Source organism: Pseudomonas sp. Marseille-Q5117 (genome assembly GCF_946901175.1).
GTDB lineage: Bacteria > Pseudomonadota > Gammaproteobacteria > Pseudomonadales > Pseudomonadaceae > Aquipseudomonas > Aquipseudomonas iranensis.
Map to the genome: position 1 here is coordinate 283574 of NZ_CAMPPP010000003.1, position 26009 is coordinate 309582.

Annotated in this window: 24 protein-coding genes; 10 read left to right on the forward strand and 14 right to left on the reverse strand. The window is 60.8% G+C overall.

The annotated features are described in order from the left end of the window. Positions 1–26: 26 nt before the first annotated feature. Positions 27–1697, reverse strand: coding sequence for a putative bifunctional diguanylate cyclase/phosphodiesterase (locus OC605_RS07180; RefSeq protein ID WP_262136588.1), 1671 nt, complete (start codon positions 1695–1697; stop codon positions 27–29). Positions 1698–1969: 272 nt separating this feature from the next. On the opposite strand from OC605_RS07180, the gene rep reads away from it, so the two are divergent. Both rep and OC605_RS07190 read left to right on the forward strand, forming a co-directional pair. Further along, entirely contained in the window at positions 1970–3979 is a 2010-nt protein-coding gene (gene rep, locus OC605_RS07185) for a DNA helicase Rep (RefSeq protein ID WP_016772574.1), read from the forward strand. 57 nt (positions 3980–4036) lie between these two features. Then, positions 4037–4609 (forward strand): xanthine phosphoribosyltransferase, encoded by a 573-nt coding sequence (locus OC605_RS07190; RefSeq protein ID WP_016772573.1) that lies wholly within the window; start codon positions 4037–4039, stop codon positions 4607–4609. Between the two features lie 132 nt (positions 4610–4741). On the opposite strand, the gene OC605_RS07195 is transcribed toward OC605_RS07190, so the two are convergent. The 6 genes from OC605_RS07195 to dadA all read right to left on the reverse strand — a co-directional run bounded on the left by OC605_RS07195 (position 4742) and on the right by dadA (position 10861). Then, complete coding sequence (locus tag OC605_RS07195; protein ID WP_186569462.1) at positions 4742–6664, reverse strand: acetyl-CoA hydrolase/transferase family protein; 1923 nt, start codon at positions 6662–6664, stop codon at positions 4742–4744. 169 nt (positions 6665–6833) lie between these two features. Continuing rightward, the gene (locus OC605_RS07200) at positions 6834–7247 is read right to left on the reverse strand and encodes a c-type cytochrome (protein WP_130901966.1); all 414 of its coding nucleotides are present in this window, start codon (positions 7245–7247) and stop codon (positions 6834–6836) included. Between the two features lie 181 nt (positions 7248–7428). Further along, the gene (locus OC605_RS07205; RefSeq protein ID WP_016772566.1) at positions 7429–7977 is read right to left on the reverse strand and encodes a cupin domain-containing protein; all 549 of its coding nucleotides are present in this window, start codon (positions 7975–7977) and stop codon (positions 7429–7431) included. A gap of 88 nt (positions 7978–8065) precedes the next feature. Then, complete coding sequence (alr, locus tag OC605_RS07210; RefSeq protein ID WP_262136589.1) at positions 8066–9139, reverse strand: alanine racemase; 1074 nt, start codon at positions 9137–9139, stop codon at positions 8066–8068. 92 nt (positions 9140–9231) lie between these two features. Beyond that, positions 9232–9585: a RidA family protein gene (locus tag OC605_RS07215; protein ID WP_016772564.1), complete on the reverse strand. Its 354-nt coding sequence runs from the start codon at positions 9583–9585 to the stop codon at positions 9232–9234. Beyond that, positions 9557–10861 carry a D-amino acid dehydrogenase gene (gene dadA, locus OC605_RS07220; RefSeq protein ID WP_262136590.1) on the reverse strand — a complete coding sequence of 435 codons (1305 nt, stop codon included), beginning with the start codon at positions 10859–10861 and terminating at the stop codon, positions 9557–9559. The genes OC605_RS07215 and dadA overlap by 29 nt, the downstream gene beginning before the upstream one ends. A 153-nt stretch (positions 10862–11014) precedes the next feature. Here dadA and OC605_RS07225 point away from each other — a divergent pair, with 153 nt between their 5' ends. Continuing rightward, entirely contained in the window at positions 11015–11503 is a 489-nt protein-coding gene (locus OC605_RS07225; RefSeq protein ID WP_010465173.1) for an Lrp/AsnC ligand binding domain-containing protein, read from the forward strand. A 120-nt stretch (positions 11504–11623) separates the two neighbouring features. Here the strand turns inward: OC605_RS07225 and OC605_RS07230 are convergent, their stop codons facing one another. After that, positions 11624–11977: a YkgJ family cysteine cluster protein gene (locus OC605_RS07230; RefSeq protein ID WP_123441968.1), complete on the reverse strand. Its 354-nt coding sequence runs from the start codon at positions 11975–11977 to the stop codon at positions 11624–11626. Between the two features lie 146 nt (positions 11978–12123). On the opposite strand from OC605_RS07230, the gene OC605_RS07235 reads away from it, so the two are divergent. Beyond that, positions 12124–13434, forward strand: coding sequence for an NAD(P)/FAD-dependent oxidoreductase (locus OC605_RS07235; protein WP_262136591.1), 1311 nt, complete (start codon positions 12124–12126; stop codon positions 13432–13434). 120 nt (positions 13435–13554) lie between these two features. Here OC605_RS07235 and OC605_RS07240 read toward each other — a convergent pair whose 3' ends face one another. Beyond that, a complete protein-coding gene (locus OC605_RS07240) occupies positions 13555–13797 on the reverse strand; it encodes a DUF1127 domain-containing protein (protein WP_262136592.1) in 243 nt (80 codons plus the stop codon). Positions 13798–13972: 175 nt separating this feature from the next. Between OC605_RS07240 and OC605_RS07245 the strand changes: the two genes are divergently transcribed. Both OC605_RS07245 and OC605_RS07250 read left to right on the forward strand, forming a co-directional pair. Continuing rightward, the gene (locus tag OC605_RS07245) at positions 13973–15394 is read left to right on the forward strand and encodes a PLP-dependent aminotransferase family protein (protein WP_041476641.1); all 1422 of its coding nucleotides are present in this window, start codon (positions 13973–13975) and stop codon (positions 15392–15394) included. Between the two features lie 61 nt (positions 15395–15455). Continuing rightward, positions 15456–17024, forward strand: coding sequence for a phospholipase D family protein (locus tag OC605_RS07250; protein ID WP_262136593.1), 1569 nt, complete (start codon positions 15456–15458; stop codon positions 17022–17024). 112 nt (positions 17025–17136) lie between these two features. Here OC605_RS07250 and OC605_RS07255 read toward each other — a convergent pair whose 3' ends face one another. Both OC605_RS07255 and OC605_RS07260 read right to left on the reverse strand, forming a co-directional pair. Further along, complete coding sequence (locus OC605_RS07255; RefSeq protein WP_016772557.1) at positions 17137–18282, reverse strand: MFS transporter; 1146 nt, start codon at positions 18280–18282, stop codon at positions 17137–17139. Between the two features lie 261 nt (positions 18283–18543). After that, a complete protein-coding gene (locus OC605_RS07260; RefSeq protein ID WP_016772556.1) occupies positions 18544–20037 on the reverse strand; it encodes an aldehyde dehydrogenase in 1494 nt (497 codons plus the stop codon). Between the two features lie 236 nt (positions 20038–20273). Here OC605_RS07260 and OC605_RS07265 point away from each other — a divergent pair, with 236 nt between their 5' ends. Further along, positions 20274–20636 carry a cupin domain-containing protein gene (locus tag OC605_RS07265; protein WP_262136594.1) on the forward strand — a complete coding sequence of 121 codons (363 nt, stop codon included), beginning with the start codon at positions 20274–20276 and terminating at the stop codon, positions 20634–20636. A 204-nt stretch (positions 20637–20840) separates the two neighbouring features. Here the strand turns inward: OC605_RS07265 and rpmG are convergent, their stop codons facing one another. Further along, positions 20841–20996, reverse strand: a complete 156-nt coding sequence (gene rpmG, locus OC605_RS07270) for a 50S ribosomal protein L33 (RefSeq protein WP_016772554.1) — start codon at positions 20994–20996, stop codon at positions 20841–20843. A gap of 11 nt (positions 20997–21007) precedes the next feature. Next, positions 21008–21241 carry a 50S ribosomal protein L28 gene (gene rpmB / locus OC605_RS07275; RefSeq protein ID WP_007920377.1) on the reverse strand — a complete coding sequence of 78 codons (234 nt, stop codon included), beginning with the start codon at positions 21239–21241 and terminating at the stop codon, positions 21008–21010. 446 nt (positions 21242–21687) lie between these two features. On the opposite strand from rpmB, the gene OC605_RS07280 reads away from it, so the two are divergent. Beyond that, a complete protein-coding gene (locus tag OC605_RS07280) occupies positions 21688–23274 on the forward strand; it encodes an ABC transporter substrate-binding protein (protein WP_262136595.1) in 1587 nt (528 codons plus the stop codon). Between the two features lie 149 nt (positions 23275–23423). On the opposite strand, the gene radC is transcribed toward OC605_RS07280, so the two are convergent. Continuing rightward, the gene (gene radC, locus OC605_RS07285) at positions 23424–24098 is read right to left on the reverse strand and encodes a RadC family protein (protein WP_016772552.1); all 675 of its coding nucleotides are present in this window, start codon (positions 24096–24098) and stop codon (positions 23424–23426) included. Between the two features lie 133 nt (positions 24099–24231). On the opposite strand from radC, the gene coaBC reads away from it, so the two are divergent. Further along, positions 24232–25440 (forward strand): bifunctional phosphopantothenoylcysteine decarboxylase/phosphopantothenate--cysteine ligase CoaBC, encoded by a 1209-nt coding sequence (gene coaBC / locus OC605_RS07290; protein WP_262136596.1) that lies wholly within the window; start codon positions 24232–24234, stop codon positions 25438–25440. A gap of 5 nt (positions 25441–25445) precedes the next feature. Next, positions 25446–25901, forward strand: coding sequence for a dUTP diphosphatase (gene dut, locus OC605_RS07295; RefSeq protein WP_016772550.1), 456 nt, complete (start codon positions 25446–25448; stop codon positions 25899–25901). Positions 25902–26009: the final 108 nt, after the last annotated feature.

Genomic DNA, 26009 nt, shown 5'->3' on the forward strand with positions numbered 1-26009 from the left:
AAGGAGCTGCCGAAGGCTGCGATCTTTTAAATGGCTTCCACCGAAACCTGCTGACTGGCTCCAAAGGTCAGATATTCCACCAACTCATCCAACGGCAACGGTCGGCTGATCAGGTAACCCTGCACCTGATCGCAACCGAACCCGCGCAACAAATCTAGCTGCTCTGGCGTCTCGACCCCTTCGGCAACCACTTCCAGATGAAGGTTGTGCGCGAGGTTGATCATCGCGTGCACCAGTTTGCGGTTCTCTTCGCGCTGTTCCATGCCGCCGACAAAACTCTTGTCGATCTTCAGCAAGGTGATGGGCAGGCTGTTGAGGTGCACGAATGATGAAAACCCGGTGCCGAAATCGTCCAGCGAGAAGCGCACGCCGAGGCGGCCGAGGGCGTCCATGGTCTGTTTGACCAGATCGCTGCGCCGCATCACCGCGGTTTCGGTCAGTTCGAATTCCAGCCACTGCGCCTCGACGCCACGCTCGGCAATCAGACGGCTGAGCGTCGGCAGCAACTGGCTGTCCTGAAACTGGCGGAACGACAGGTTGATCGCCATGTGCAGCGCCGGCAGCCCCTGCTCGCGCAAGGCCTGCATATCGCGCAAGGCGCGGGAAATCACCCAGTAGCCCAGCGGCACGATCAGCCCGCTCTGTTCGGCCAGCGGGACGAACTCGCTCGGTGGCAACAGACCGCGCTCGCCATGACGCCAGCGCACCAGCGCTTCGAGGCCGACAATCTGGCCGTCTTCAAGATTCAGGCGTGGCTGGTAATGCAGTTCCAGCTCATCGCGGCGCAAGGCCCGGCGCAGTTCACTTTCGAGGTCGGCCATGCTGCGCGCGTTGCGGTTGATGCGTTCGTTGAAGATATGAAAGGTGCAGCCCTGCGTGCTCTTGGCCTGCTGCATGGCGATATGGGCGTGCCACATCAGTGGATCGGCACCGCCGTTGGCACGGGCATGGGCGATGCCAAGGCTGGAGCCGATCAGCAGGCTCTCGCCGTCGACCCAATAAGGTTCGGCCAACGCCTCAGTGATGCGTTCGGCCATCCACTCGGCGCGTTGCGGCGCGCGGCGGGTATCGATCAGCAGAGCGAATTCATCGCTGCCCAGCCGTGCCAGTTGATCGCCGGCCTCCAGCTGACTTTTCAGCCGCGCGACAACTTGCAGGATCAAGCGATCGCCGGCCTGATGACCAAGGGCATCGTTGGCATGGCGGAAGTTGTCGAGATCGAGATGGCCGAGGGCGAGACCGCGACCGTCGCCTTCGGCAAGGCGCGCGGTGAGCAGAGTCTGGAAGCCCTGACGGTTGGCGATACCGGTCAGCGGGTCCTGTTCGGCGAGGCGCTGAAGAGTGTTTTCCAGCACGCCGCGCTCGCGCACATGGCGCAGGCAACGCTGGAGCATGCCGGCGTCGAGGGCGTCGAACACCAGCCAGTCGCTGACACCGACCGGCGCGGTGGCCGGCTCGTGCTCCAGCAGCAGAACGGTCGGCAGGCTGCAACGCCCGGGCGGCGGCTGCAACGCTGGCAGGGTCAGCAGTACCGCGTGGCGGTTGTCTTCGAACAGGCGGCTGACCGAATCCCAGTTCGGCGCGCTGATCAGCACCGCCGCGCTCCCCATCGGAGCCAGACACTCACGCAACAACGCTGTCCACGCTGGCTCTTCGGCCAGTAGCAGCAAACGCAAGGGTTCGACAGGCGTAGACAAGCTGACTCCCTAGACTCTGCAATGATGTAGGCGGGGCATTATGCCGGTGTGCTGAACAATGACCAATGCGTTGTCTGATGACAACGGCATCGAAACGTTATTTTGTGTCACGAATGAGAACATTAGCCGCAAAATCCCCGCGTATCCTGCGTGAAAGTAACAAAACCGGCAAATTTGAATCGCGTGTTGCGTCACAAGTCGGACAGAGCAGCAGAAATCGCTGAGCCTGTTAAAATGCCGGCCCGTTTCGTCAACGACTCCCGAATTTTCGTATGTCCCGACTCAATCCCCGGCAGCAAGAAGCCGTGAACTACGTCGGCGGCCCTCTATTGGTGCTCGCCGGTGCTGGCTCCGGCAAGACCAGCGTGATCACGCGCAAGATCGCGCACCTGATCCAGAACTGCGGCATCCGCGCCCAGTACATCGTCGCCATGACCTTTACCAACAAGGCCGCGCGCGAGATGAAAGAGCGGGTCGGCACCCTGTTGCGTGCCGGCGAAGGGCGTGGCCTGACCGTCTGCACCTTCCACAACCTGGGCCTGAACATCATCCGCAAGGAGCATGCGCGGCTGGGCTACAAACCCGGTTTCTCGATCTTCGACGAGACCGACGTCAAAGCCCTGATGACCGACATCATGCAGAAGGAATACGCAGGCGACGACGGCGTCGACGAGATCAAGAACATGATCGGCGCCTGGAAAAACGACCTGATCCTGCCCGCCCAGGCCCTGGAAAACGCGCGCAACCCGAAGGAGCAGACCGCCGCCATCGTCTACACCCACTATCAGCGCACGCTCAAGGCGTTCAACGCGGTGGACTTCGATGACCTGATCCTGCTGCCGGTAAAGCTCTTCGAAGAACACGCCGACATTCTCGAAAAATGGCAGAACAAGGTCCGTTACCTGCTCGTCGACGAATACCAGGACACCAACGCCAGCCAGTATCTGTTGGTGAAGATGCTCATCGGCAAGCGCAACCAGTTCACCGTGGTCGGCGACGACGACCAGTCGATCTACGCCTGGCGTGGCGCGCGCCCGGAAAACCTGATGCTGCTCAAGGACGACTATCCGTCCCTGAAAGTGGTCATGCTGGAGCAGAACTACCGCTCCACCAGCCGCATCCTGCGCTGCGCCAACGTGCTGATCTCGAATAACCCGCACGAATTCGAAAAACAGTTGTGGAGCGAGATGGGCCACGGCGACGAGATCCGCGTGATTCGCTGCCGCAACGAGGACGCCGAAGCCGAGCGCGTGGCCATGGAAATCCTCAGCCTGCACTTGCGCACCGACCGCCCGTACAGCGATTTTGCGATTCTTTATCGCGGCAACTATCAGGCCAAGCTGATCGAATTGAAGCTGCAACACCACCAAGTGCCGTATCGCCTGAGCGGCGGCAACAGCTTCTTCGGTCGCCAGGAAGTGAAGGACCTGATGGCCTACTTCCGCCTGATCGTCAACCCGGATGACGACAACGCCTTCCTGCGCGTGATCAACGTGCCGCGCCGCGAGATCGGCTCGACCACCCTGGAAAAGCTCGGCAACTACGCCACCGAGCGCAAGATCTCGATGTACGCCGCCACCGACGAAATCGGTCTCGGCGAGCATCTGGACAGCCGCTTCACTGATCGCCTGGCGCGCTTCAAGCGCTTCATGGACAAGGTCCGCGAGCAGTGCGCCGGCGAAGATCCGATCTCGGCGCTGCGCAGCATGGTCATGGACATCGACTACGAGAACTGGCTGCGTACCAACAGCTCCAGCGACAAGGCGGCGGACTACCGCATGGGCAACGTCTGGTTCCTGATCGAGGCGTTGAAAAACACCCTCGAGAAAGACGAAGACGGCGAAATGACCGTCGAAGACGCCATCGGCAAACTGGTGCTGCGTGACATGCTCGAGCGCCAGCAGGAAGAAGAGGACGGTGCCGAAGGTGTGCAGATGATGACGCTGCACGCCTCCAAAGGGCTGGAATTTCCCTACGTGTTCATCATGGGCATGGAAGAGGAAATCCTCCCGCACCGTTCCAGCATCGAAGCCGACACCATCGAAGAAGAACGCCGCCTGGCCTATGTGGGCATCACCCGCGCCCGTCAGACCCTGGCCTTCACCTTCGCAGCCAAGCGCAAGCAGTACGGTGAAATCATCGACTGCGCGCCGAGTCGCTTTCTGGATGAGCTGCCGCCGGACGATCTGGCCTGGGAAGGCAACGACGACACCCCGACTGAAGTCAAAGCCGTGCGTGGCAATAGCGCATTGGCCGACATACGCGCGATGTTAAAGCGCTAGAATCGACTACTTTTTAATCTACCTTCGGCGCCCATCGCGCCAACAGAGGAAGCTGTTGTGGAAGCACTGCACAAAAAAATCCGCGAAGAAGGCATCGTGCTTTCCGATCAGGTCCTGAAAGTCGACGCTTTCCTGAACCACCAGATCGACCCGGCCCTGATGAAGCTGATCGGTGACGAATTCGCCGCGCTCTTCAAGGACTCGGGGATCACCAAGATCGTCACCATCGAAGCTTCGGGCATCGCCCCGGCGATCATGACCGGTCTGAACCTCGGCGTGCCGGTGATCTTCGCCCGCAAGCAACAGTCGCTGACCCTGACTGAAAACCTGCTCTCGGCGACCGTCTACTCGTTCACCAAGAAGACCGAAAGCACCGTGGCCATCTCCCCGCGCCACCTGACCAGCAGCGACCGCGTGCTGATCATTGACGACTTCCTGGCCAACGGTAAGGCCTCGCAAGCGCTGATCTCGATCATCAAACAGGCCGGCGCCACCGTTGCCGGTCTGGGCATCGTCATCGAAAAGTCGTTCCAGGGCGGCCGCGCCGAACTGGACTCGCAGGGCTACCGCGTCGAGTCGCTGGCTCGCGTGCAATCGCTGAAGGATGGCGTCGTTACCTTCATCGAGTAACCAGCGGCACCGAGTTACCCCTGTGGGAGCGAGCCTGCTCGCGAATGCATTGTGTCAGTCACCCTGTTGAGTGAATGACACACCGCTTTCGCGAGCAGGCTCGCTCCCACAGTGGGTTCTGGGGGTGGGCAGTTACTGTGCGGTAGCTTTCAGGCCTGTGAGCAGCAGGCGTTGGAAAAGGTCCTCCTTCAAGCCTTCCGGATTCGTCAGCTGCATCCGTTCAAGATGTTCTGGGAAAGCTGAGGCCTCCGGCGCATCCAGCGCTGCCTTGCCCAGTTCCAAAATCTCGGTCAGCTTGAACTTGCTCTTCAGCCAGTTCAGCGCCCGCAGCAGATCCCGTTCGATGGCGGTGAAATCACAGCCCAGCGGATACTCCGGAAACAGGTTCGGATGCCGTGCGGCAATCGCCCGCAAGCGTTGCGGTGTGTTGTCGGCAAACCGTGGATCGAGACGGAAGTCCTTCGGCAGCTTACCGACTGTCTGCGCCTGCTCGATCAACCCCGGCTGGAACCGCGAGTCGCTGATATTGAGCAACGCTTCGATCACCGCCGCGTCGGATTTTCCGCGCAGGTCGGCGATGCCGTACTCGGTGACGACGATGTCGCGCAGGTGCCGCGGGATCGTGCAGTGGCCGTAGTCCCAGACGATATTGGAGCTGACCTCGCCGCCGGACTCGCGCCAGCTGCGCAGGATCAACATCGATCGCGCGCCCTCCAGCGCGTGGCCCTGAGCAACAAAGTTGTACTGCCCACCGACACCGCTGAGCACGCGTCCGTCTGCCAATTGATCAGCCACGCCGGCGCCGAGCAGAGTCATGGTGAACACGGTGTTGATGAAGCGCGCATCGATGCGCTGCAAGCGCTTGAGCTCTTCCTGGCCGTACAGTTCGTTGATGTAGCTGATGCGGGTCATGTTGAATTCAAGCAGCCTGCTTTGCGGCAACTCGCGCAGACGTTCATAAAAGCTGCGCGGGCCAAGGAAGAAGCCGCCGTGCACCGAGATACCGTCGGGCTGCGCGGCTTCGTCGAGGGTACCGGCGTTGGCCTGCTGCTGAGTCGGCACATCCGGATAGACCTTGCGCCGAATGATCCCGGCATCCGCCAATACCAACAGCCCGTTGACGAACATCTCGCTGCAACCGTAAAGGCCTTTGGCAAATGGCGCGGTGCCGCCCTCGCGCTGGATCAACTGCGCCCATTGGCTGAGGTTGATGTCACCGAGCAACGCCTGATAACCGGCGTTATCGGCCTGACGGGCAAGTAGCGCAGCAGTCAACGCATCCCCCATCGAGCCGATACCAATTTGCAATGTGCCGCCATCGCGCACCAGCGTACTGGCGTGCAAGCCAATGAAATGATCCTGAAAGCCCACCGGCATGTTCGGCGTGGAAAACAGCGTGCTGCTGTCCTTTTCGTCGATCAGCAAATCAAACGTGTCGATATCGACTTCCGCATCGCCGGGCATGTACGGCAGATCCGTATGCACCTGGCCGACCAGCACAATGGTCTCCCCCGCTTCGCGACGCTTGGCGATCATCGGCAACAGGTCGAGGGTGATGTCCGGGTTGCAGCTCAGGCTTAAGCGATCAGGGTGTTCGCTGCTGCTGGCGAGCAATTGCGCCACCAGATTGAGACCCGCTGCGTTGATGTCGCGAGCGGCATGGCTGTAATTGCTGCTGACGTAATCCTGCTGCGCCGGCGCGCTGTTGAGCAGACTGCCAGGCTGCATGAAAAACTGCTGGATACGAATGTTGGCGGGCAGGCTGTCGCGCTGCAGATCGGCGAGGAAATCGAACTCCGGATAATCACCAAACACCCGCTCTACAAAGGGCTCGATAAAGCGCTTCTGCAAGCCATCGCCCAGATTCGGCCGACCAAGGCACAGCGCGGTATAGATCGTCAGCTGCCGCTCGGGCAGGTCCTTGATGCGCCGGTACAGCGCGTTGACGAAGTGATTCGGCTTGCCCAACCCCAGCGGCAGGCCCATGTGGATGTGCGCAGGCAAACGCGCCAATACGTCGTCCACCGCCTGTTCGATCGAACACAACTGCACCATCTGAAGCCTCCCGCCCGTTCCGTTGATAGGGGTAGACCGAGATTGCCTTGAGTTTGCTGCAAAGGACAGCATTTGGTTTGGAGGGATCAGGGCCTGAATGAATCGGAAACCAGAAACCACAGGCACAAAAAAACCGTCCGAAGACGGTTTTTTTCAAAGCCGGCGCTGATTACAGACCGGACATCTCTTTGATCGCGCCCTTGAGCTCTTCATCGGTGCAATCGGCGCAGGTGCCTTTTGGCGGCATGGCGTTGATGCCGGTGATGGCTTTGGCGAGGATGCCGTCGAGGCCACCCTGATGGTCAGCGCGCTCCTTCCAGGCTGCGGTGTCACCGATCTTCGGCGCGCCGAGCAGGCCCGTGCCGTGACAAGCGTTGCAGTGCTTGGCGATCACGTCTTTAGGGGCCTTTGCTCCGCCGCCACCGCCAGCGGTAGCAGCCACTTCCATACCCTTGCATTCTTGCCCTTGCACACACACCTGTCCGACCGGCTCGAGGCGTTTGGCGATGTCGTCATTTGTCGCAGCTTGAGCGCTGACAGCCCAGAGGGCCAGTACGGTTGCTGGTGCAGCCAGCATTTTCATAATTAGGTTCACGCGTTCACCCTCAATGGTGGCTATTCACGCCTGCGGCCACGGTTCGCAGGCGGGCGCAAGTATAGCGGGTAGGCCGCTGTACTGAAACAACCCCATGGTTAGAGGGGTCTTGTTGCCCATCGGTAAATCGGTTCGGGCACCTTCGCCGCCATGGCCTGGCGCCTTCTGCTTAGAAATTCGCCGGCGTGGCTGCGCTGATTAGTCGCGCCGGCACGTCGAACGGATTACGGAAACGATGCGGTTTGGTACTTTCAAAATAGTAGCTGTCGCCGGCTTCGAGGATAAAAGTTTCCAGCCCCACCACCAGTTCGAGGCGACCTTCTACCAGAATCCCGGTTTCCTCGCCCTCGTGGGTGAGCATTTCTTCGCCGGTGTCGGCGCCCGGCGGGTAGATTTCGTTGAGGAAGGCGATGGCGCGGCTCGGGTGGGCGCGGCCGACCAGTTTCATGGTCACGGCGCCGTCGGAGATATCGATCAGCTCATTGGCCTTGTAGACGATCTGAGTCGGTTGGTCCTGCAGGATCTCTTCGGAAAAGAACTCGACCATCGACATGGGAATGCCGCCGAGCACCTTTCTCAGCGAACTGATCGAAGGGCTGACGCTGTTCTTTTCGATCATCGAAATGGTGCTGTTGGTGACGCCCGCGCGTTTGGCGAGTTCACGCTGGGAAAGCCCTTTGAGCTTGCGGATCGATTGCAGTCGTTCACCGACGTCCAAGGCGGGAGCCTCCTGATGTTGTAAGAATATTGAGCGTTATCATGGCGACAGCGTTCAGTATTTACAACAGCTGGCCCCCGCAGCGGCGTCAACCCTCGGAATAGAGCCTTGGCACCCGCTTCAGGTTGCAGAAGATCTGATACGGGATGGTATCGGCCCACTTTGCCACGTCGCTGGCGAGGATGTTCTTACCCCACAACTCGACGGTCGAGCCAAGCCCCGCTTCCGCTACGTCGGTCAGATCGATGCAGAGCATGTCCATCGACACGCGCCCCAGCAGGCGGCTGGGTTTGCCCGCCACCAGCACGGGTGTGCCGGTCGGCGCCTGACGCGGGTAACCGTCGGCGTAGCCCATGGCGACCACGCCGATGCGCATTGGCTTGTCGGTGATGAACCTGGCGCCATAGCCGATCGGTTCGCCGGCCGGCAATTCACGCACACTGATGACTTTCGAATCGAGGGTCATTACCGGTTGCAGGCGTTCAGCGACGGCGTTGGCTTCTTCGAACGGGGTCGCGCCGTAGAGCATGATGCCCGGGCGGACCCAATCGCTTTGGATTTCTGGCCATCCAAGCACGGCGGGCGAGTTGCGCAAGCTGACTTCCGCCGCCAGACCCTGACGCGCCGCTTCGAACACCGCGACCTGCTCGGCACTGCTTTGCGCATGCAGTTCATCGGCGCGGGCGAAGTGGCTCATCAAAACGATTTTTGCCACTTTACCGCTGGCCAGCAGGCGCTGATAAGCGGCTTGGTAATCCTTCGGATGCAGGCCGACGCGGTGCATGCCGGAATCGAGCTTGAGCCACACCGTGATCGGTTTGCTCAGGACTGCCTGTTCGATCGCTTCGAGCTGCCACAGCGAATGCACCACGCACCACACATCATGCTCGACGATCAACGCCAGCTCATCAGCTTCGAAGAAGCCTTCCAGCAGCAGTACCGGCGCGCGGATCCCGGCAGCGCGCAGCTCCAATGCTTCTTCGATGCAGGCCACGGCAAAACCATCCGCCTCGGCTTCCAGCGCCTGGGCGCAACGTACCGCGCCATGGCCGTAGGCGTCCGCCTTGATCACGGCGAGCGCCTTGGCGCCGGTGACTTCGCGGGCAATTCGGTAGTTGTGGCGCAGGGCTTGAAGGTCGATCAGGGCACGGGCAGGACGCATGGCGGCAGACTTCTGGGCGGTCATGGGAAGAAAAACCGGCGCTGACTGACGACGTGAACCGCCAACAGCGCCGGGAGAGGGATCTATGAAACTTATGGCAACGCGGCGACGATGGAGATCTCCACCAGAATGCTCGGCTTGGCCATCTTCGCTTCGACGGTGGCGCGGGCCGGCGCGGCGCCTTTTGGCAGCCACTGGTCCCACACCGCATTCATCCCGGCGAAGTGCGCTTCGATGTCGTTCAAATAGATCGTTGCCGACAACAGATGCTGTTTGTCCGTCCCGGCCAGATCGAGCAGACGTTCGATATTGGCGAGCACGTCGCGGGTCTGCTGTTCAATTCCGGCGTCGAAGTCGTCGCCGACCTGCCCGGCCAGATACACGGTGCCGTTGTGGCTGACGATCTGACTCATGCGCTCATTGGTGAGCTGGCGCTGGATTGACATGTTTTGCGGACTCCTGGGTCTGGTTGCCGTAACGGGAAATATCGAGGCCTTCAGCGCTGATCTGCGGCTTTTTCTTCGCCATCAGGTCGGCTAGCAAACGACCGGAACCACAGGCCATGGTCCAGCCGAGCGTACCGTGACCGGTGTTGAGGAACAGGTTCTTGAACGGCGTGGCGCCAACGATCGGCGTACCGTCCGGCGTGGTCGGACGCAGGCCGGTCCAGAAACTCGCTTCGGCCAGATTGCCGCCCTGAGGATAAAGGTCGTTGACGATCATCTCCAGGGTTTCGCGCCGACGCGGGTTCAGCGACAGGTCAAAACCGGCGATCTCGGCCATGCCGCCAACGCGGATGCGGTTGTCGAAACGGGTGATCGCGACCTTGTAGGTCTCGTCGAGAATGGTCGACGTCGGCGCCATGGCAGGATCGGTGATCGGCACGGTCAGCGAATAGCCCTTGAGCGGATACACCGGGGCCTTGATGCCCAACGGCTTGAGCAGTTGCGGCGAGTAGCTGCCGAGCGCCAGCACGTAGCGATCAGCGGTTTCCAGCTTGCCGTCAATCCACACGCCGTTGATTCGATCACCGGCGTAGTCGAGTTTCTGGATGTCCTGGCCGAAACGGAATTCCACGCCGAGCTTGCGCGCCATTTCGGCGAGACGGGTGGTGAAGATCTGGCAGTCGCCGGTCTGGTCGTTGGGCAGACGCAGCGCGCCCGCGAGAATGTCGGTCACGCCTGCCAGAGCCGGCTCGACGCGGGCGATGCCGGCGCGGTCGAGGACTTCAAACGGCACGCCGGATTCTTTCAGCACGGCGATGTCTTTGGCGGCGTTATCCAGTTGTGCCTGAGTACGGAACAACTGCGTGGTGCCGAGGCTGCGGCCTTCGTAAGCGATACCGGTTTCAGTGCGCAATTCATCGAGGCAGTCGCGGCTGTACTCGGACAGACGCACCATGCGCTCCTTGTTCACCGCGTAACGGCTGGCGGTGCAGTTGCGCAGCATTTGCGCCATCCACAGGTATTGGTCGATATCGGCGGTGGCCTTGATCGCCAGCGGCGCATGGCGTTGCAGCAGCCACTTGATGGCCTTGAGCGGCACGCCCGGCGCGGCCCACGGCGAGGCGTAACCCGGCGAGACCTGGCCGGCGTTGGCGAAACTGGTCTCCATGGCCGCAGCAGGCTGCCGGTCGACCACCACCACTTCAAACCCGGCACGGGCCAGATAGTAAGCACTGGCGGTACCGATGACGCCGCTACCCAAGACCATGACGCGCATTTTCAATCCCTCATCGCGGCTTTTCGCCGAACTGTTTGTTAGAGCAATGATGGGCGCAGTGTAAAAAAGAAATGCCAGTGCTTTTCACTATATAAGCGCCTATATTTGGCGACAATTCTCGGCAAAAACCCTTTTCACGGAGGCGCATCCCCTATGCGTACCAACACTCAGACCAAACGTGAGCTGGACAAGATCGACCGCAACATCTTGCGCATCCTGCAGGCGGACGGGCGGATTTCCTTCACCGAACTGGGGGAAAAGGTCGGCCTCTCGACCACGCCGTGCACCGAGCGCGTGCGGCGTCTGGAGCGCGAAGGGATCATCATGGGCTACAACGCCCGGCTCAATCCGCAGCATTTGAAGGGTAGCTTGCTGGTGTTCGTCGAGATCAGCCTCGACTACAAATCCGGTGACACATTCGAAGAGTTCCGGCGCGCGGTGCTGAAGCTGCCGCATGTGCTGGAGTGCCATTTGGTGTCAGGGGATTTCGACTATCTGGTGAAGGCGCGGATTTCCGAGATGGCCTCGTATCGCAAACTGCTCGGCGACATTCTGTTGAAGCTGCCGCATGTGCGTGAATCGAAGAGCTATATCGTCATGGAAGAGGTGAAAGAGAGCCTGTGCCTGCCGATTCCGGATTGATCACCGCACTGATCGTTCCCACGCTCTGCGTGGGAATGCAGCCCGGGACGCTCTGCGTCCCAAAGGCCGAACGCGGAGCGTCCGAAGAGGCATTCCCACGCAGAGCGTGGGAACGATCGCTTACACCAACACCTGCCGATTCGCCGCCATGTACTCGAAAATCTGCTTCTCGACCCGCGGATGAATCAGCTCCACCGGCCGCCGCTCGTTCGGGCATGGCAGCGTCTTGGTGGTACCAAACAAGCGGCAGATCAGCGGCCGCTCTTCATACACCGTGCAGCCATTCGGCCCCAGGTGCACACAGTTGAGTTCTTCCAGCGCGGCATCCTGCTCGGCGCGGGTCTTGCGCGGCAGCCGGGCCATTTCCTCGGGCGAAGTGGTCACCGGCCCGCAGCAGTCGTGGCAGCCCGGCACGCAGTCGAACGTGGGGATCTGCTGACGCAGGTTGCGGATTTTCTGGCTGTTGCAGCTCATCGAAACGGTGACCAAAGTGGCGGGATAACGATTGTGCCGCAAAAGCCCGGATCCAGACACCGCAGGCCGACCGATGTTGCCCACGTTCGGGCGTGCGGCTTATGCTCCGTCAAATTTTCTCGACACTCAGCCGTTGGATGATGCCCATGACCGCCCGCGCCCAGACCACCGCGAGCCAACCCCACGTTGCCTCTTATTACGCCGCCAGCAGCCTGCCGCAGCCTGACCATCCCCTGCTGCAAGGCGAAGTGGTGGCGGATGTCTGCGTGGTCGGCGGTGGCTTTTCCGGGCTGAATACCGCGCTGGAACTCGCCGAACGCGGTTTCAGCGTGGTGTTGCTGGAAGCGCACAGGATCGGCTGGGGCGCCAGCGGTCGCAACGGCGGGCAGTTGATACGCGGTGTCGGTCACGGCCTTGATCAGTTCGCCAATGTCATCGGTGCCGAGGGCGTGCGCGAGATGAAACTCATGGGCCTGGAAGCGGTGGAGATTGTCCGCCGGCGCGTCGAGCGTTTCGGCATTGCCTGCGACCTGACCTGGGGTTACTGCGACCTCGCCAACAAGCCTTCCGATCTCGACGATTTTGCCGAAGATGCCGAAGAGTTGCGCGGCCTCGGTTACCGCTACGAAACCCGTCTGTTGCAGGCCAGTGAAATGCACACCGTGGTCGGTTCCAAGCGCTATGTCGGCGGCTTGATCGACATGGGCTCCGGGCATCTGCATCCGCTGAATCTGGCGCTGGGCGAAGCGGCAGCGGCGCAGCAACTGGGCGTGCAGTTGTTCGAGCGTTCGGCCGTGACGCGCATCGATTACGGCCCCGAAGTGAAGGTGCACACCGCGCAAGGCTCGGTGCGGGCGAAGACCCTGGTGCTGGGCTGCAATGCCTATCTCAATGACCTCAACCCGCAACTGAGCGGCAAGGTCCTGCCCGCCGGCAGTTACATCATCGCCACCGAACCGCTCAGCGAAGAGCAGGCGCACAACCTGCTGCCGCAGAACATGGCGGTCTGTGATCAGCGGGTAGCGCTGGATTACTACCGGCTCTCGGCGGATCGACGTTTGCTGTTCGGCGGCGCGTGTCATTACTCGGGACGCGATCCGAAAGACATCGGCGCCTATATGCAGCCGAAGATGCTTGAAGTGTTCCCGCAACTGGCCGGGGTGAAAATCGATTATCAGTGGGGCGGGATGATCGGCATCGGTGCCAACCGCTTGCCGCAGATTGGCCGACTTGCCGACCAGCCGAACGTGTATTACGCCCAGGCCTACTCCGGGCATGGGGTGAATGCCACCCACCTGGCCGGCAAGCTGCTGGCCGAAGCGATCAGCGGGCAGCATGGCGGCGGCTTTGATCTGTTCACCAAGGTGCCGCACATCACTTTCCCGGGCGGTAAGCATTTGCGCTCGCCGTTGTTGGCGTTGGGGATGATGTGGCATCGGCTGAAAGAGTTGGTCTGACGAATCAGGATCGTTCCCACGCTCCGCGTGGGAATGCATCCAGTGACGCTCTGCGTCACAGCGGACGCAGAGCGTGCGGGGCGGCGTTCCCACGCAGAGCGTGGGAACGCTCTGTGGTATTCATATCCGCCAAAACGGCTTCAACCCCTCCTCCCTTGCCTGCTCTCGCGTCAGCCCGACATCCCTGAGTTGCTCCGGTGTCAGGCCGAGCAACGCCTTGCGCGTGTGCAGACGATGCCAGAACAGCCCCCAGCGACTGAGGCCGGACGGCGCGTTGCGCAGCATATTGCGCGCGTTGTCCTTCTGCCCTGCCGCCAGTTCCTGACTGTGTAACGTCAGCCGCACGTCGCTCAAGCCGTTCATTTTGGTTGCTCCTGTTTACTTGGGTAGCCAGAGATTCCATGATGCGCGGGCGGGCAAAACCATTACAGACTCAACGAACCTGTATTAACTCCATACAGATTTGCCGATTCGTCGACTGAATGACTGATTTTTGTCGCATCTGTACTGGTTTCCACCAAGACGCACCGAGGCTGCCATGACTCTGTATGTAAACCTCGCCGAATTGCTCGGCACCCGCATCGAACAAGGTTTCTATCGCCCCGGCGATCGTTTGCCGTCAGTGCGTGCCTTGAGCGTCGAACACGGAGTCAGTCTGAGCACGGTGCAGCAGGCGTATCGCGTGCTTGAAGACAGCGGCCTCGCCACGCCGAAACCCAAGTCTGGCTACTTTGTCCCAGTCGGCCGCGAGTTGCCCGAGCTCCCCGCCGTAGGCCGCCCGGCGCAGCGGCCAGTCGAGATTTCGCAATGGGATCAGGTGCTGGAATTGATCCGCGCGGTACCGCGCAAGGACGTCGTGCAATTGGGCCGTGGCATGCCCGATGTCGGCTCGCCGACCATGAAGCCGCTGCTGCGCGGACTGGCGCGAATCAGCCGGCGGCAGGACATGCCCGGCCTGTATTACGACAACATCCACGGCAACCTCGAACTGCGCGAACAGATCGCACGGCTGATGCTCGATTCCGGCTGTCAGTTAAGCGCCAGCGATCTGGTCATCACCACTGGCTGCCACGAAGCGCTGTCCACCAGCATCCACGCGATCTGCGAGCCGGGTGACATCGTCGCGGTTGACTCGCCGAGCTTCCACGGCGCCATGCAGACCCTCAAAGGCCTGGGCATGAAAGCCCTGGAAATCCCCACCGACCCGCTCACCGGCATCAGCCTCGACGCCCTTGAACTGGCGCTGGAACAGTGGCCGATCAAGGCCATTCAGCTCACCCCAAACTGCAATAACCCGCTCGGCTACGTAATGCCCGAGTCGCGCAAACGCGCGTTGCTGACGTTGGCCCAGCGTTTCGACGTGGCGATCATCGAAGACGATGTGTACGGCGAACTGGCCTATACCTACCCGCGCCCGCGCACGATCAAGTCCTTCGATGAAGACGGCCGCGTGTTGCTCTGCAGCTCGTTCTCCAAGACCCTGGCGCCGGGGCTGCGCATCGGCTGGGTGGCACCAGGCCGATATCTCGAGCGGGTGCTGCACATGAAATACATCAGCACCGGATCCACCGCGCCGCAACCGCAGATCGCCATCGCCGAATTCATCAAGGCCGGCCATTTCGAGCCGCACTTGCGGCGTATGCGCATGCAGTACCAGCGCAATCGTGACGCGATGATCGACTGGGTAACGCGCTACTTTCCCGCCGGCACTCGCGCCAGTCGACCGCAAGGCAGCTTCATGCTCTGGGTGGAACTGCCGGAGGGCTTCGACACGCTGAAACTGAATCGCGCACTGCACGATCAGGGCGTACAGATTGCCGTTGGCAGCATCTTTTCCGCCTCGGGCAAGTACCGCAATTGTCTGCGGATGAACTACGCTGCCAAACCAACAGCGCAGATCGAAGAAGCGGTGCGCAAGGTCGGCGCTGCGGCAATCAAATTACTCGCTGAGACCGACTGACCTTTTTTGCGCGCCCGGCGTCCAAATTGCCGACCTCAGCCGCCAACCGGAACGACCCTACGTGAGCTTCAGACAGCCCTTACTCGCTTTACTGATACTCGCCTCGTTCCTCAGCGGCTGCGCCAGCCTCGATGTGCCGCGCGAACCAAGCCAGGCATTGCCAGCGTCGGAATCCAGCTTCGGCCGTTCGATTCAGGCTCAGGCCGCTCCCTACAAAGGGCAGTCGGGGTTTCGCCTGCTCTCCGACAGTGGCGAGGCGTTTACCGCCCGCGCCGAGCTGATTCGTCATGCGCAGGTCAGCCTCGACTTGCAGTACTACATCGTCCATGACGGCATCAGCACGCGAATGCTGGTGGAGGAAGTGCTCAAGGCGGCCGACCGTGGCGTGCGCGTGCGCATCCTGCTCGACGACACCACCAGCGACGGCCTCGACCAGATCATCGCGACGCTGGCGGCACATCCGCAGATCCAGATTCGTTTGTTCAATCCGTTGCACCTGGGGCGCAGCACCGGCGTAACGCGCGCGGCCGGGCGACTGTTCAACCTGTCCGTGCAGCACCGGCGCATGCACAACAAACTGTGGCTGGCGGACAATAGCGCGGCCATCGTCGGCGGGCGCAATCTGGGCGATGAATATTTCGACGCCGAACCCAACCTGAATTTCACCGACATCGACATGCTCAGCATCGGCCCGGTGGCCGAACAGCTCGGACACAGTTTCGACCAGTACTGGAACAGCGCGCTGAGCAAGCCGATCGACGAATTCCTCTCCAGCCAACCGACCGCCGCCGACCTGCAAAACACGCGCACACGCCTGGAAGAATCGCTGGAAGAAACCCGCAAGCAAAACCACGCGCTCTATCAACAGTTGATGAAGTTCACCACCGACCCGCGCATGGACATCTGGCGCAAGGAGCTGATCTGGGCCTGGAACCAGGCGTTGTGGGATGCGCCGAGCAAGGTCCTGTCCAAGGGCGAACCGGATCCGCATCTGCTGCTGACCACACAACTGGCGCCGGAACTGACCGGCGTCAGCAAAGAGCTGATCATGATTTCCGCCTACTTTGTGCCCGGCCAGCCGGGGCTGGTCTACCTGACCGGGCGCGCCGATGCCGGAGTCTCCGTGAGCCTGCTGACCAATTCACTGGAGGCCACTGACGTGCCGGCGGTGCATGGCGGTTACGCGCCCTATCGCAAGGCGTTGCTTGAACACGGGGTGAAACTCTATGAACTGCGCCGCCAGCCTGGGGATAACTACGGCAGCGGGCCGCGGGTGTTCTACAGCAAGTCGTTTCGCGGCTCGGATTCCAGCCTGCACAGCAAGGCGATGATCTTTGATCGACGCAAATCGTTTATCGGCTCGTTCAATTTCGACCCGCGCTCGGTGCTGTGGAACACCGAAGTCGGCGTGCTCGTCGACAGCCCGGAACTGGCCGAGCACGTCCGCGCACTAGCGTTGCAAGGCATGGCGCCGACCTTGAGTTATCAGGCGAAACTCGAGGACGGCAAGGTCGTCTGGGTCACCGAAGACAACGGCCAGATGCATACCCTGACCAAGGAACCGGGGAGCTGGTGGCGGCGCTTCAACTCATGGTTCAGCACCAGCGTTGGCCTCGAGCGGATGCTGTAAGTTGGTGATCCCTTGTGGGAGCGAGCCTGCTCGCGAAAACGGTTTCACATCCAGCAAATGAGCTGACTGATGCACCGCTTTCGCGAGCAGGCTCGCTCCCACAGGAATGCGCTCAGGCAGCTTCTGCCGTTGTGCCAAAGGCGCCTTGGCGCAACAACAAAAGCACCAGACCAAACGCCCCAGCCGCCATCAACAGCGGCAACGCATGACCATTGATCCACTGACTGCCCGCCCCTGCCGCCAACGGCCCGACCAGACAACCGACACCCCACAACTGCGCGATATGCGCATTGGCGCGGACCAGCGCATCGTCTCGATAACGCTCGCCAATCAGAATCAGCGACAGGGTGAACAAACCGCCGGCACTGGCACCGAACAGCACCCACAGCGGCCAGATCAGCAGCGTGTCGAGCAACATCGGAATGGCCAGACTCGACAGCATCAACACCACCGCGCATCCGGCGAACAGCGTGCGCCGCGACAGGTAATCGGCCAACGCGCCGATCGGTAATTGCAGCAGCGCATCGCCGACCACCACGGTGCTGACCATGGCCAGCGCGATTTCGGCGGTGAACCCTTGTTGCAGGCAGTACACCGGCAGCAGCGTCAGAATCATCGCCTCGAACGCGGCGAACAACGACACCGCCCAGGCAATCGCCGGCAACTCACGGGCGAAGCCCCACAGATCACCAAAGGTCACGCTGTTGGCTTCACTGCTCGGCGCACCGCTGCGCCCCAGCAGCAGAAAGGGCGAGAGCGTGAGCAGGCCGACCCCGACCCAGAAACCGTAATCATGCTCGGTACCGAGCGCCCCCAGCAGCAACGGACCAGACAGTTGGCTCAGCGCATAGCTGCTGCCATACAGCGCCACCAGGCGCCCGCGCCACTGCTCGACCACCAATTGATTGATCCAGCTCTCGCCGAGGATGAACACGATGGTCAGGATCACCCCGATCAGCAGGCGCAGCAGCAACCAGATCGGATAACTCGGCAGCAGCGCCAGCAGGCCGATCGACAATGCCCCGGCCCACAGGCACAGACGCATCAGGTTCGCCGTGCCGAAATACGCGGCGAGATGGCTGGAAATCTTCGCCCCCAGCAGCACGCCGATTGCCGGCATGGCTGCCATCACACCGATGGCGAACGAGCCGTACCCCCAGCCCTCCAGGCGCAACGACACCAGCGGCATGCTGACCCCCAGGGCCAGGCCGACACTCAAGACAGACGCCAACACGGCGAAATACGTCGCCCACCGCATGTTCCACGCTCCTGTGGATATTTTTATATGCACCACAAAATCACTGTGGGAGCGAGCCCCTGTGGCGAGGGGATTTATCCCCGTTGGGTCGCGCAGCGGCCCCAAAACCTGCAACCACGATGTACCAGGTACACCGCGTGCAATGGTTTAGCGACTGCTTCGCAGCCGAACGGGGATAAATCCCCTCTCCACAGAGGCTCGCTCCCACAGGGGATCTCTGTTTGGTCAGGAAGCCCGGAGTAGCGGGCTCCCGTCAGCGGCTTACAGCTTGATCCACGTCGCCTTCAGCTCGGTGTACTTGTCGAAGGCATGCAGCGATTTGTCGCGACCGTTGCCCGACTGTTTGAAGCCACCGAACGGCGCGGTCATGTCGCCGCCATCGTACTGGTTGACCCACACGCTACCGGCGCGCAAGGCCTTGGCGGTCAGGTGCGCCTTGGAGATGTCCTGGGTCCACACCGCTGCGGCCAGACCATATGGCGTGTCGTTGGCGATCTGGATTGCTTCTTCGGCACTGTCGAAAGCGATCACCGACAACACCGGGCCGAAAATCTCTTCCTGGGCAATCTTCATCGCATTGCTCACACCATCGAAAATGGTTGGCTCAACGTAAGTGCCGCCGGTCTCCTGGAGGATGCGCTTGCCGCCGGCGACCAGTTTGGCGCCATCGCTATGGCCGGATTCGATGTACGACAGCACGGTGTTCATCTGCTGGGTATCGACCAGCGCACCGACGTTGGTCGCCGGGTCCAGCGGATTGCCCGGTTTCCAGGCTTTCAGCGCCTCGATGACCATCGGCAGAAATTTGTCCTTGATCGAACGCTCGACCAGCAGGCGCGAACCGGCGGTGCAGACTTCGCCCTGGTTGAAGGCGATGGCGCTGGCGGCGGATTCAGCGGCGGCCTGCAGGTCCGGCGCATCGGCGAAGACAATGTTCGGGCTCTTGCCGCCGGCTTCCAGCCAGACGCGTTTCATGTTCGATTCGCCGGCATAGACCATCAGTTGCTTGGCAATCTTGGTCGAGCCGGTGAATACCAGCGTGTCGACATCATTGTGCAGACCCAGCGCCTTGCCGACGGTGTGGCCATAGCCCGGCAGCACGTTGAGCACGCCTTTCGGAATCCCGGCTTCAATGGCCAGCGCAGCGATGCGGATGGCGGTCAGCGGCGACTTTTCCGACGGCTTGAGGATCACCGAGTTACCGGTCGACAGCGCCGGGCCGAGTTTCCAGCAGGCCATCATCAGCGGGAAGTTCCACGGCACGATAGCGCCGACCACGCCCACCGGCTCGCGAGTCACCAGCCCCAGTTGATCATGTGGAGTCGCCGCGACTTCGTCGTAGATCTTGTCGATCGCTTCGCCGCTCCAGCTCAACGCCTGCGCCGCACCCGGCACGTCGATGTACAGCGAATCGCTGATCGGCTTGCCCATGTCGAGGGTTTCCAGCAGCGCCAGTTCTTCGGCGTGCTGTTTCAACAGGCTCGCGAAGCGGATCATGGTGGCTTTGCGCTTGGTCGGCGCCAGGCGCGACCAGACGCCGGAATTGAAAGTGGCGCGGGCGTTTTCCACGGCACGGTCGGCGTCGGCGGCGTCACAGCTGGCGATCTTGCCGAGCAGACGGCCATCGACCGGGCTGATGCATTCGAAGGTTTCGCCGGAGACGGCGTCGGTGTATTCGCCATTCAGGAAGGCGCGGCCTTCGATTTTCAGATCGCGGGCGCGTTGTTCCCAGTCGGCACGAGTCAGGGTGGTCATTCGGGTGTCCTCCTCTTATTGAATACGAGCACCGCAAGCGCTGCGGCGCTGTTCAAGAATTCTGCCCGGCCAGCCTGCACTTTCGGCCCGAGGCACCCGCCACCCTAAACCAGCGACCGGGTTTGTTTCAATATATTTGACATAAGCTGGCCATACGGCCTTGCGGTGTTCATTTTAATAAACATAGACTTTGGCCCATTCCAGCCAATGCGCCGTCACTAGCGGAGAAAACAACAATGAACATCCAGAACGTCGTCGACATCAGCCTCGCCAGCAGCGAAGCCGAGCGCTATCGCCCGGACCCGGCGAAGGTGCTCAAGGGTGACCCTGAGCAGGCGGTGTTTCATCAATACGACAGCCCTTGTGGGCAAATGGGCGTGGGCGTGTGGGAAGGCGCGGTGGGTCAGTGGACGGTGAATTACACCGAACATGAGTACTGCGAGATTCTGCAGGGGGTTTCGGTGTTGCGTGACAGCGATGGCAATGCCAAGACTTTGCGCGCTGGTGATCGCTTCGTGATTCCGGCGGGGTTTCGCGGGACCTGGGAAGTGCTGGAGGCTTGCCGCAAGGTTTATGTGATCTTTGAACAGAAGGCTTGAGATGTTTGCTGGCTGATCGGCCCTTATCGCTGGCAAGCCAGCTCCCACAGGTTCTGTGCATGACACAGGTTCTGTGAAGACCGGAAATCAATGTGGGAGCTGGCTTGCCAGCGATAAGGCCCAACCGGTCACCGCAGAATCCAAGGCAAACAAAAAAGGCCCGTATCTCACGATACGGGCCTTTTTCGCAGTCAGGAAAATCAATTACTTGATTTTGCCTTCCTTGTACATCACGTGCTTGCGAACAACCGGATCATATTTCTTGATCTCGATTTTGTCCGGGGTAGTACGCTTGTTCTTGTCGGTAGTGTAGAAGTGACCAGTACCGGCGCTCGAAATCAAACGAATCAATTCACGCATGATTAGCTCCCTTAAATCTTGCCATCGCGGCGAAGTTCGGCGAGCACGACAGTGATGCCACGCTTGTCGATGATACGCATGCCTTTGGCAGATACGCGCAGACGCACAAAACGTTTCTCTTCTTCAACCCAGAAGCGGTGATGCTGCAGGTTCGGCAGGAAACGACGACGGGTTTTGTTGTTTGCGTGGGAAATGTTATTCCCAGTCACCGGACCCTTACCGGTAACTTGACATACTCTCGACATGCCTCAGCCCTCTAAAACCACATGCCCAACCCGGCATGGGTTGGCCGCTTAATCTCTCAGTCATTTGGCGCCAGGCGCCGCGTTTCTTTAGAGGTCTTACCGGCTACACCTACAGTGAAGGAACCGGGCCCCTAGAAAAGAGCGCTGCTTTATACCAGAAAGACCGGGGTGCAACAACAATCGGTGTGCAATCAATCGGCAAAAGGGCGATTTTTTCCGCCGCAGACGCCTTGGACAAAGGCTGCGGCCAGTTTTGACCACTCGTCGCAGAAATCCCGCCCTACAGCCGATTCAGACTTTTCATCTGGCTGCCTACGCTCGAAACCGCGCAAGAGTGCGCCTGAAAATGCAAAAAGGGGATAGTCATTTGCAATTCAGAGCTCTAGGGTAGGACTTTTCCAGACTGCACTTGCAGATGGGCCTTCGATCTGTAAAGGAAACCGACCATGCGCCTCGCTGCCCTACCCCTGTTACTCGCTCCGCTGTTGCTGAGCCCCCTCGCCCAGGCCGCCGCGTTGAGCGTGTGTACCGAGGCCAGCCCCGAAGGGTTCGACGTGGTGCAGTACAACTCGCTGACCACCACCAATGCTTCGGCTGACGTACTGATGAACCGCTTGGTGGATTTCGACACCGCCAGTGGCAAGGTCATCCCGAGCCTCGCCGACAGCTGGGAAGTCAGCACCGACGGCCTCACCTATGTGTTCAAACTGCACCCGCAGGTGAAATTTCACACAACCGACTACTTCAAGCCGAGCCGCGAGCTGAGTGCCGAGGACGTCAAATTCAGCTTCGACCGCATGCTTGACCCGGCCAACCCGTGGCACAAAGTCGCCCAGAGCGGCTTCCCCCATGCGCAGTCGATGCAACTGCCGAGCCTGATCAAGAAGATCGACGCCCTCGACCCGCTGACCGTGCGCTTTACCCTCGACCATCCGGATTCGACCTTCCTCGCGACCCTGAGCATGGGCTTCGCCTCGATCTACTCCGCCGAATATGCCGACAAACTGATGAAGGCCGGCGCCACCGACAAACTCAACAGCCAGCCGATCGGCACCGGCCCGTTCGTGTTCAATCGCTTCCAGAAAGACGCGGCGATTCGCTACAAGGCCAATCCGGACTATTTCCGTGGCAAGCCTGCCGTCGACCCGTTGATTTTCGCCATCACGCCGGACGCCAACGTGCGCCTGCAAAAGCTGCGGCGCAATGAATGCCAGATTGCCCTGTCGCCAAAACCATTGGACGTACAGGCTGCGCTGAAGGAACCGTCGCTGAAAGTCGAAAAGACTGACGCGTTCATGACCGCTTTCGTGGGCATCAACAGCCAGCATCCGCCACTGGACAAACCGGAAGTGCGCCAGGCGATCAACCTCGCTTTCGACAAGGCCAACTACATCAAAGCCGTGTTCGAGGACACCGCCGAAGCGGCCAACGGCCCGTACCCGCCGAACACTTGGAGCTATGCCAAGAACCTGCCGGGCTATCCGCACGACGTGGCCAAGGCCAAGGCGCTGCTGGCCAAGGCCGGCTTGAAGGATGGCTTCCAGACCACAATCTGGACGCGTCCATCAGGCAGCCTGCTCAACCCGAACCCAAGTCTCGGCGCGCAGATGTTGCAGTCGGATCTGGCCGAGATCGGCATCCAGGCGGAGATCCGCGTGATCGAGTGGGGCGAACTGATTCGCCGCGCCAAGGCCGGCGAACACGACCTGCTGTTCATGGGCTGGGCCGGTGACAACGGCGACCCAGACAACTTCCTCACTCCGCAGTTTTCCTGCGCAGCAGTGAAGTCCGGGACCAACTTCGCGCGGTACTGCAACGCCGATCTGGACAAGCTGATCAGCGCCGGCAAGACCACCAGCGAGCAGGGCGTGCGCACCAAGCTGTATGAACAGGCACAGGCGCAGATCCAGCAGCAGGCGTTGTGGCTGCCATTGGCGCACCCGACGGCGTATGCGCTGACGCGCAAGGACATCAACGGCTATTCGGTGAGCCCGTTCGGTCGGCAAGACTATTCCAGGGTCAACCTCAAATAACCTGCCCTGCACAAAACCTGTGGATGGCATCAAACCTGTGGGAGCGAGCCTGCTCGCGAAGCCGGTCTGTCAGCAAACAATGATGCTGACTGATACAACGCCTTCGCGAGCAGGCTCGCTCCCACAAGGTCCGGAATTGGCACCGAGAACTACATCCAGCCACACTCCGCCATCGACAGCGGTTCGCCGTCTCCGACGATGAAGTGATCAAGCACTCGCACGTCAATCAGCTCCAGCGCTTTCTGCAGGCGCTTGGTCAGCAGCCGATCGGCCTGACTCGGATCGGTGTTGCCGGACGGGTGGTTGTGACAGAGGATCACCGCTGCGGCGTTATTGGCCAGCGCGCGCTTCACCACCTCCCTAGGGTGCACGCTGGTATTGTCGATAGAGCCGCGAAACAGCGCCTCGAAATTCAGCACCTGATGCTTTGAATCGAGAAACAGGCAGCCGAACACCTCGTGCGGCTCGTGCCGCAGCATCGCCTTGAGGTAATCGCGGACGACCTGTGGGTTCTCCAGTGCCGGCTTCTGTCGTGAGCGCTCGGCCAGATGGCGCTTGCTCATTTCCTGCGCGGCTTGCAGCTGGGCGAATTTGGCCGGGCCGAGGCCCATTTGTTTGCTGAATGCGTCCTGATCGGCCTCGAGCAGCAAACGCAGGCCACCGAATTGCGTCAGCAGATGTCTGGCAAGGTCGACTGCGCTTTTTCCGGGCAATCCGGTGCGCAGAAAAATCGCCAACAGCTCAGCGTCCGAAAGACTCCCTGCGCCGTGTTCCAACAGCCTTTCCCGCGGCCGTTCCGCCGCCGGCCAATCGCGAATACTCATAGCACCTCCTTGTCTGTGGGCGCCGCTGTTCCGTAGCGGTCGCTGTGATATCGTAGCCCATCTTTTTGGCGGTCGATTCAACCCTGGGGAGGGGCATCGCACCGCCGTCATCAACGAAATGAAAGGCAGACCTATGCAGCGGCTGTATCGGAAACGCATCGTTCTGGGCGTCGGCGGCGGCATTGCGGCCTACAAGAGCGCCGATCTGGTTCGCCGCCTGATCGACCAGGGTGCCGAAGTGCGCGTGGTCATGACCCATGGCGGCGCCGAATTCATCACCCCGCTGACCATGCAGGCCCTGTCGGGCCACCCGGTTCACCTCGACTTGCTCGACCCTGCCGCCGAAGCCGCCTTGGGCCATATCGAGCTGGCGAAATGGGCCGATCTGGTGCTGATCGCCCCGGCCACCGCCGACCTGATCGCCCGCCTGGCCCAAGGGATTGCCAACGATCTGCTGACCACGCTGGTGTTGGCCACCGACGCTGTGGTTGCTGTCGCGCCAGCAATGAATCAGGCGATGTGGCGCGACCCGGCGACCCAGGCCAACCTGCAACTGTTGGAGAGCCGTGGCCTGAAGACTTTCGGCCCGGCCTCGGGCAGCCAGGCCTGCGGCGACGTCGGCATGGGCCGCATGATGGAAGCCACCGATCTGGCACTGCTCGCCGCCGATTGCTTCCAGCGCCAGGCATTGACCGGCAAGCATGTGGTGATCACCGCCGGTCCGACTCAGGAAAACATCGACCCGGTGCGCTACATCACCAACCACAGCTCGGGAAAAATGGGCTTTGCCCTCGCCGAAGCAGCCGTGGAAGCCGGCGCCCGTGTCACTTTGATCAGCGGCCCGGTGCACTTGCCGACGCCTGATCGCGTGACGCGGATCGATGTGGTCAGCGCGCGCGACATGCTCGCCGCCTGCGAATCAGCCATGCCTTGCGACGTGTTCATCTCGTCGGCAGCGGTGGCGGACTACCGCCCTGAAGTCGTCGCCCCGCATAAACTCAAGAAAGATCCTACGAGCGGTGACGGCTTCGTCCTGCAAATGGTGCGCAACCCGGACATCCTTGCCACCATCGCGACCCGTCCCGACCGTCCGTTCAGTGTCGGCTTCGCTGCCGAAACCGAACACCTGCTCGACTACGCTGCACGCAAGCTGAAGGACAAGAATCTCGATCTGATCGTCGCCAACGACGTCGCCAACCCGAGCATCGGTTTCAACAGCGAAGAAAACGCCTGCAGCGTCATCGACCGTGAGCTGCACGCCACGGTTTTCGCCCAGACCAGCAAGAGCAAGATCGCTCGCCAACTGGTCACTTTTATCGCCGAACGTCTGAACCAGGTTTAATTTACATGCACGCTTTGCAAGCCAAGATCCTCGATCCACGCATCGGTACCGAATTCCCGCTGCCGCAATACGCCACGCCGGGCTCCGCCGGCCTCGACCTGCGCGCCATGCTGGAACAGGACATCGTGATCAAACCGGGTGAAACCGTGCTGATTCCCACCGGCCTGTCGGTCTATATCGGCGACCCGAATCTCGCCGCGCTGATCCTGCCGCGCTCGGGCATGGGCCACAAACATGGCATCGTGCTCGGCAATCTGGTCGGCCTGATCGACTCCGACTACCAGGGCCCGCTGATGGTCTCCTGCTGGAACCGCGGCCAGAGCGACTTCACCATGACCGTCGGCGAACGTCTGGCGCAATTGGTGCTCGTGCCGGTGGTGCAGGCGCATTTCGAAATGGTTGAAGAGTTTGTCGAGACCGAGCGCGGTACCGGTGGTTTTGGCCATACCGGCACCAAATAAACGGATAAAAATTATTGTGGTGAGGGGGTTTATCCCCTCACCACAAAAAATGCGCTACATCGGCAGCAGGTTTTAACACCGTAAATCAAGGTTTTGCCGGCCGAAAGC

Excerpts from the sequence above, each read along its gene's own strand:
- OC605_RS07200 (WP_130901966.1), bottom strand. The coding sequence starts at position 7,247 with ATGAAAATGCTGGCTGCACCAGCAACCGTACTGGCCCTCTGGGCTGTC.
- OC605_RS07255 (WP_016772557.1), bottom strand. The coding sequence starts at position 18,282 with ATGCGGTGGGCGACGTATTTCGCCGTGTTGGCGTCTGTCTTGAGTGTC.
- rpmB (WP_007920377.1), bottom strand. The coding sequence starts at position 21,241 with ATGTCGAGAGTATGTCAAGTTACCGGTAAGGGTCCGGTGACTGGGAAT.
- OC605_RS07280 (WP_262136595.1), top strand. The coding sequence starts at position 21,688 with ATGCGCCTCGCTGCCCTACCCCTGTTACTCGCTCCGCTGTTGCTGAGC.
- coaBC (WP_262136596.1), top strand. The coding sequence starts at position 24,232 with ATGCAGCGGCTGTATCGGAAACGCATCGTTCTGGGCGTCGGCGGCGGC.
- OC605_RS07265 (WP_262136594.1), top strand. The coding sequence starts at position 20,274 with ATGAACATCCAGAACGTCGTCGACATCAGCCTCGCCAGCAGCGAAGCC.
- OC605_RS07225 (WP_010465173.1), top strand. The coding sequence starts at position 11,015 with ATGCGTACCAACACTCAGACCAAACGTGAGCTGGACAAGATCGACCGC.
- radC (WP_016772552.1), bottom strand. The coding sequence starts at position 24,098 with ATGAGTATTCGCGATTGGCCGGCGGCGGAACGGCCGCGGGAAAGGCTG.
- OC605_RS07195 (WP_186569462.1), bottom strand. The coding sequence starts at position 6,664 with ATGGTGCAGTTGTGTTCGATCGAACAGGCGGTGGACGACGTATTGGCG.
- OC605_RS07230 (WP_123441968.1), bottom strand. The coding sequence starts at position 11,977 with ATGAGCTGCAACAGCCAGAAAATCCGCAACCTGCGTCAGCAGATCCCC.
- OC605_RS07215 (WP_016772564.1), bottom strand. The coding sequence starts at position 9,585 with ATGTCAATCCAGCGCCAGCTCACCAATGAGCGCATGAGTCAGATCGTC.
- dadA (WP_262136590.1), bottom strand. The coding sequence starts at position 10,861 with ATGCGCGTCATGGTCTTGGGTAGCGGCGTCATCGGTACCGCCAGTGCT.
- OC605_RS07260 (WP_016772556.1), bottom strand. The coding sequence starts at position 20,037 with ATGACCACCCTGACTCGTGCCGACTGGGAACAACGCGCCCGCGATCTG.
- OC605_RS07240 (WP_262136592.1), bottom strand. The coding sequence starts at position 13,797 with ATGAACGGCTTGAGCGACGTGCGGCTGACGTTACACAGTCAGGAACTG.
- alr (WP_262136589.1), bottom strand. The coding sequence starts at position 9,139 with ATGCGTCCTGCCCGTGCCCTGATCGACCTTCAAGCCCTGCGCCACAAC.
- dut (WP_016772550.1), top strand. The coding sequence starts at position 25,446 with ATGCACGCTTTGCAAGCCAAGATCCTCGATCCACGCATCGGTACCGAA.
- OC605_RS07235 (WP_262136591.1), top strand. The coding sequence starts at position 12,124 with ATGACCGCCCGCGCCCAGACCACCGCGAGCCAACCCCACGTTGCCTCT.
- OC605_RS07245 (WP_041476641.1), top strand. The coding sequence starts at position 13,973 with ATGACTCTGTATGTAAACCTCGCCGAATTGCTCGGCACCCGCATCGAA.
- rpmG (WP_016772554.1), bottom strand. The coding sequence starts at position 20,996 with ATGCGTGAATTGATTCGTTTGATTTCGAGCGCCGGTACTGGTCACTTC.
- rep (WP_016772574.1), top strand. The coding sequence starts at position 1,970 with ATGTCCCGACTCAATCCCCGGCAGCAAGAAGCCGTGAACTACGTCGGC.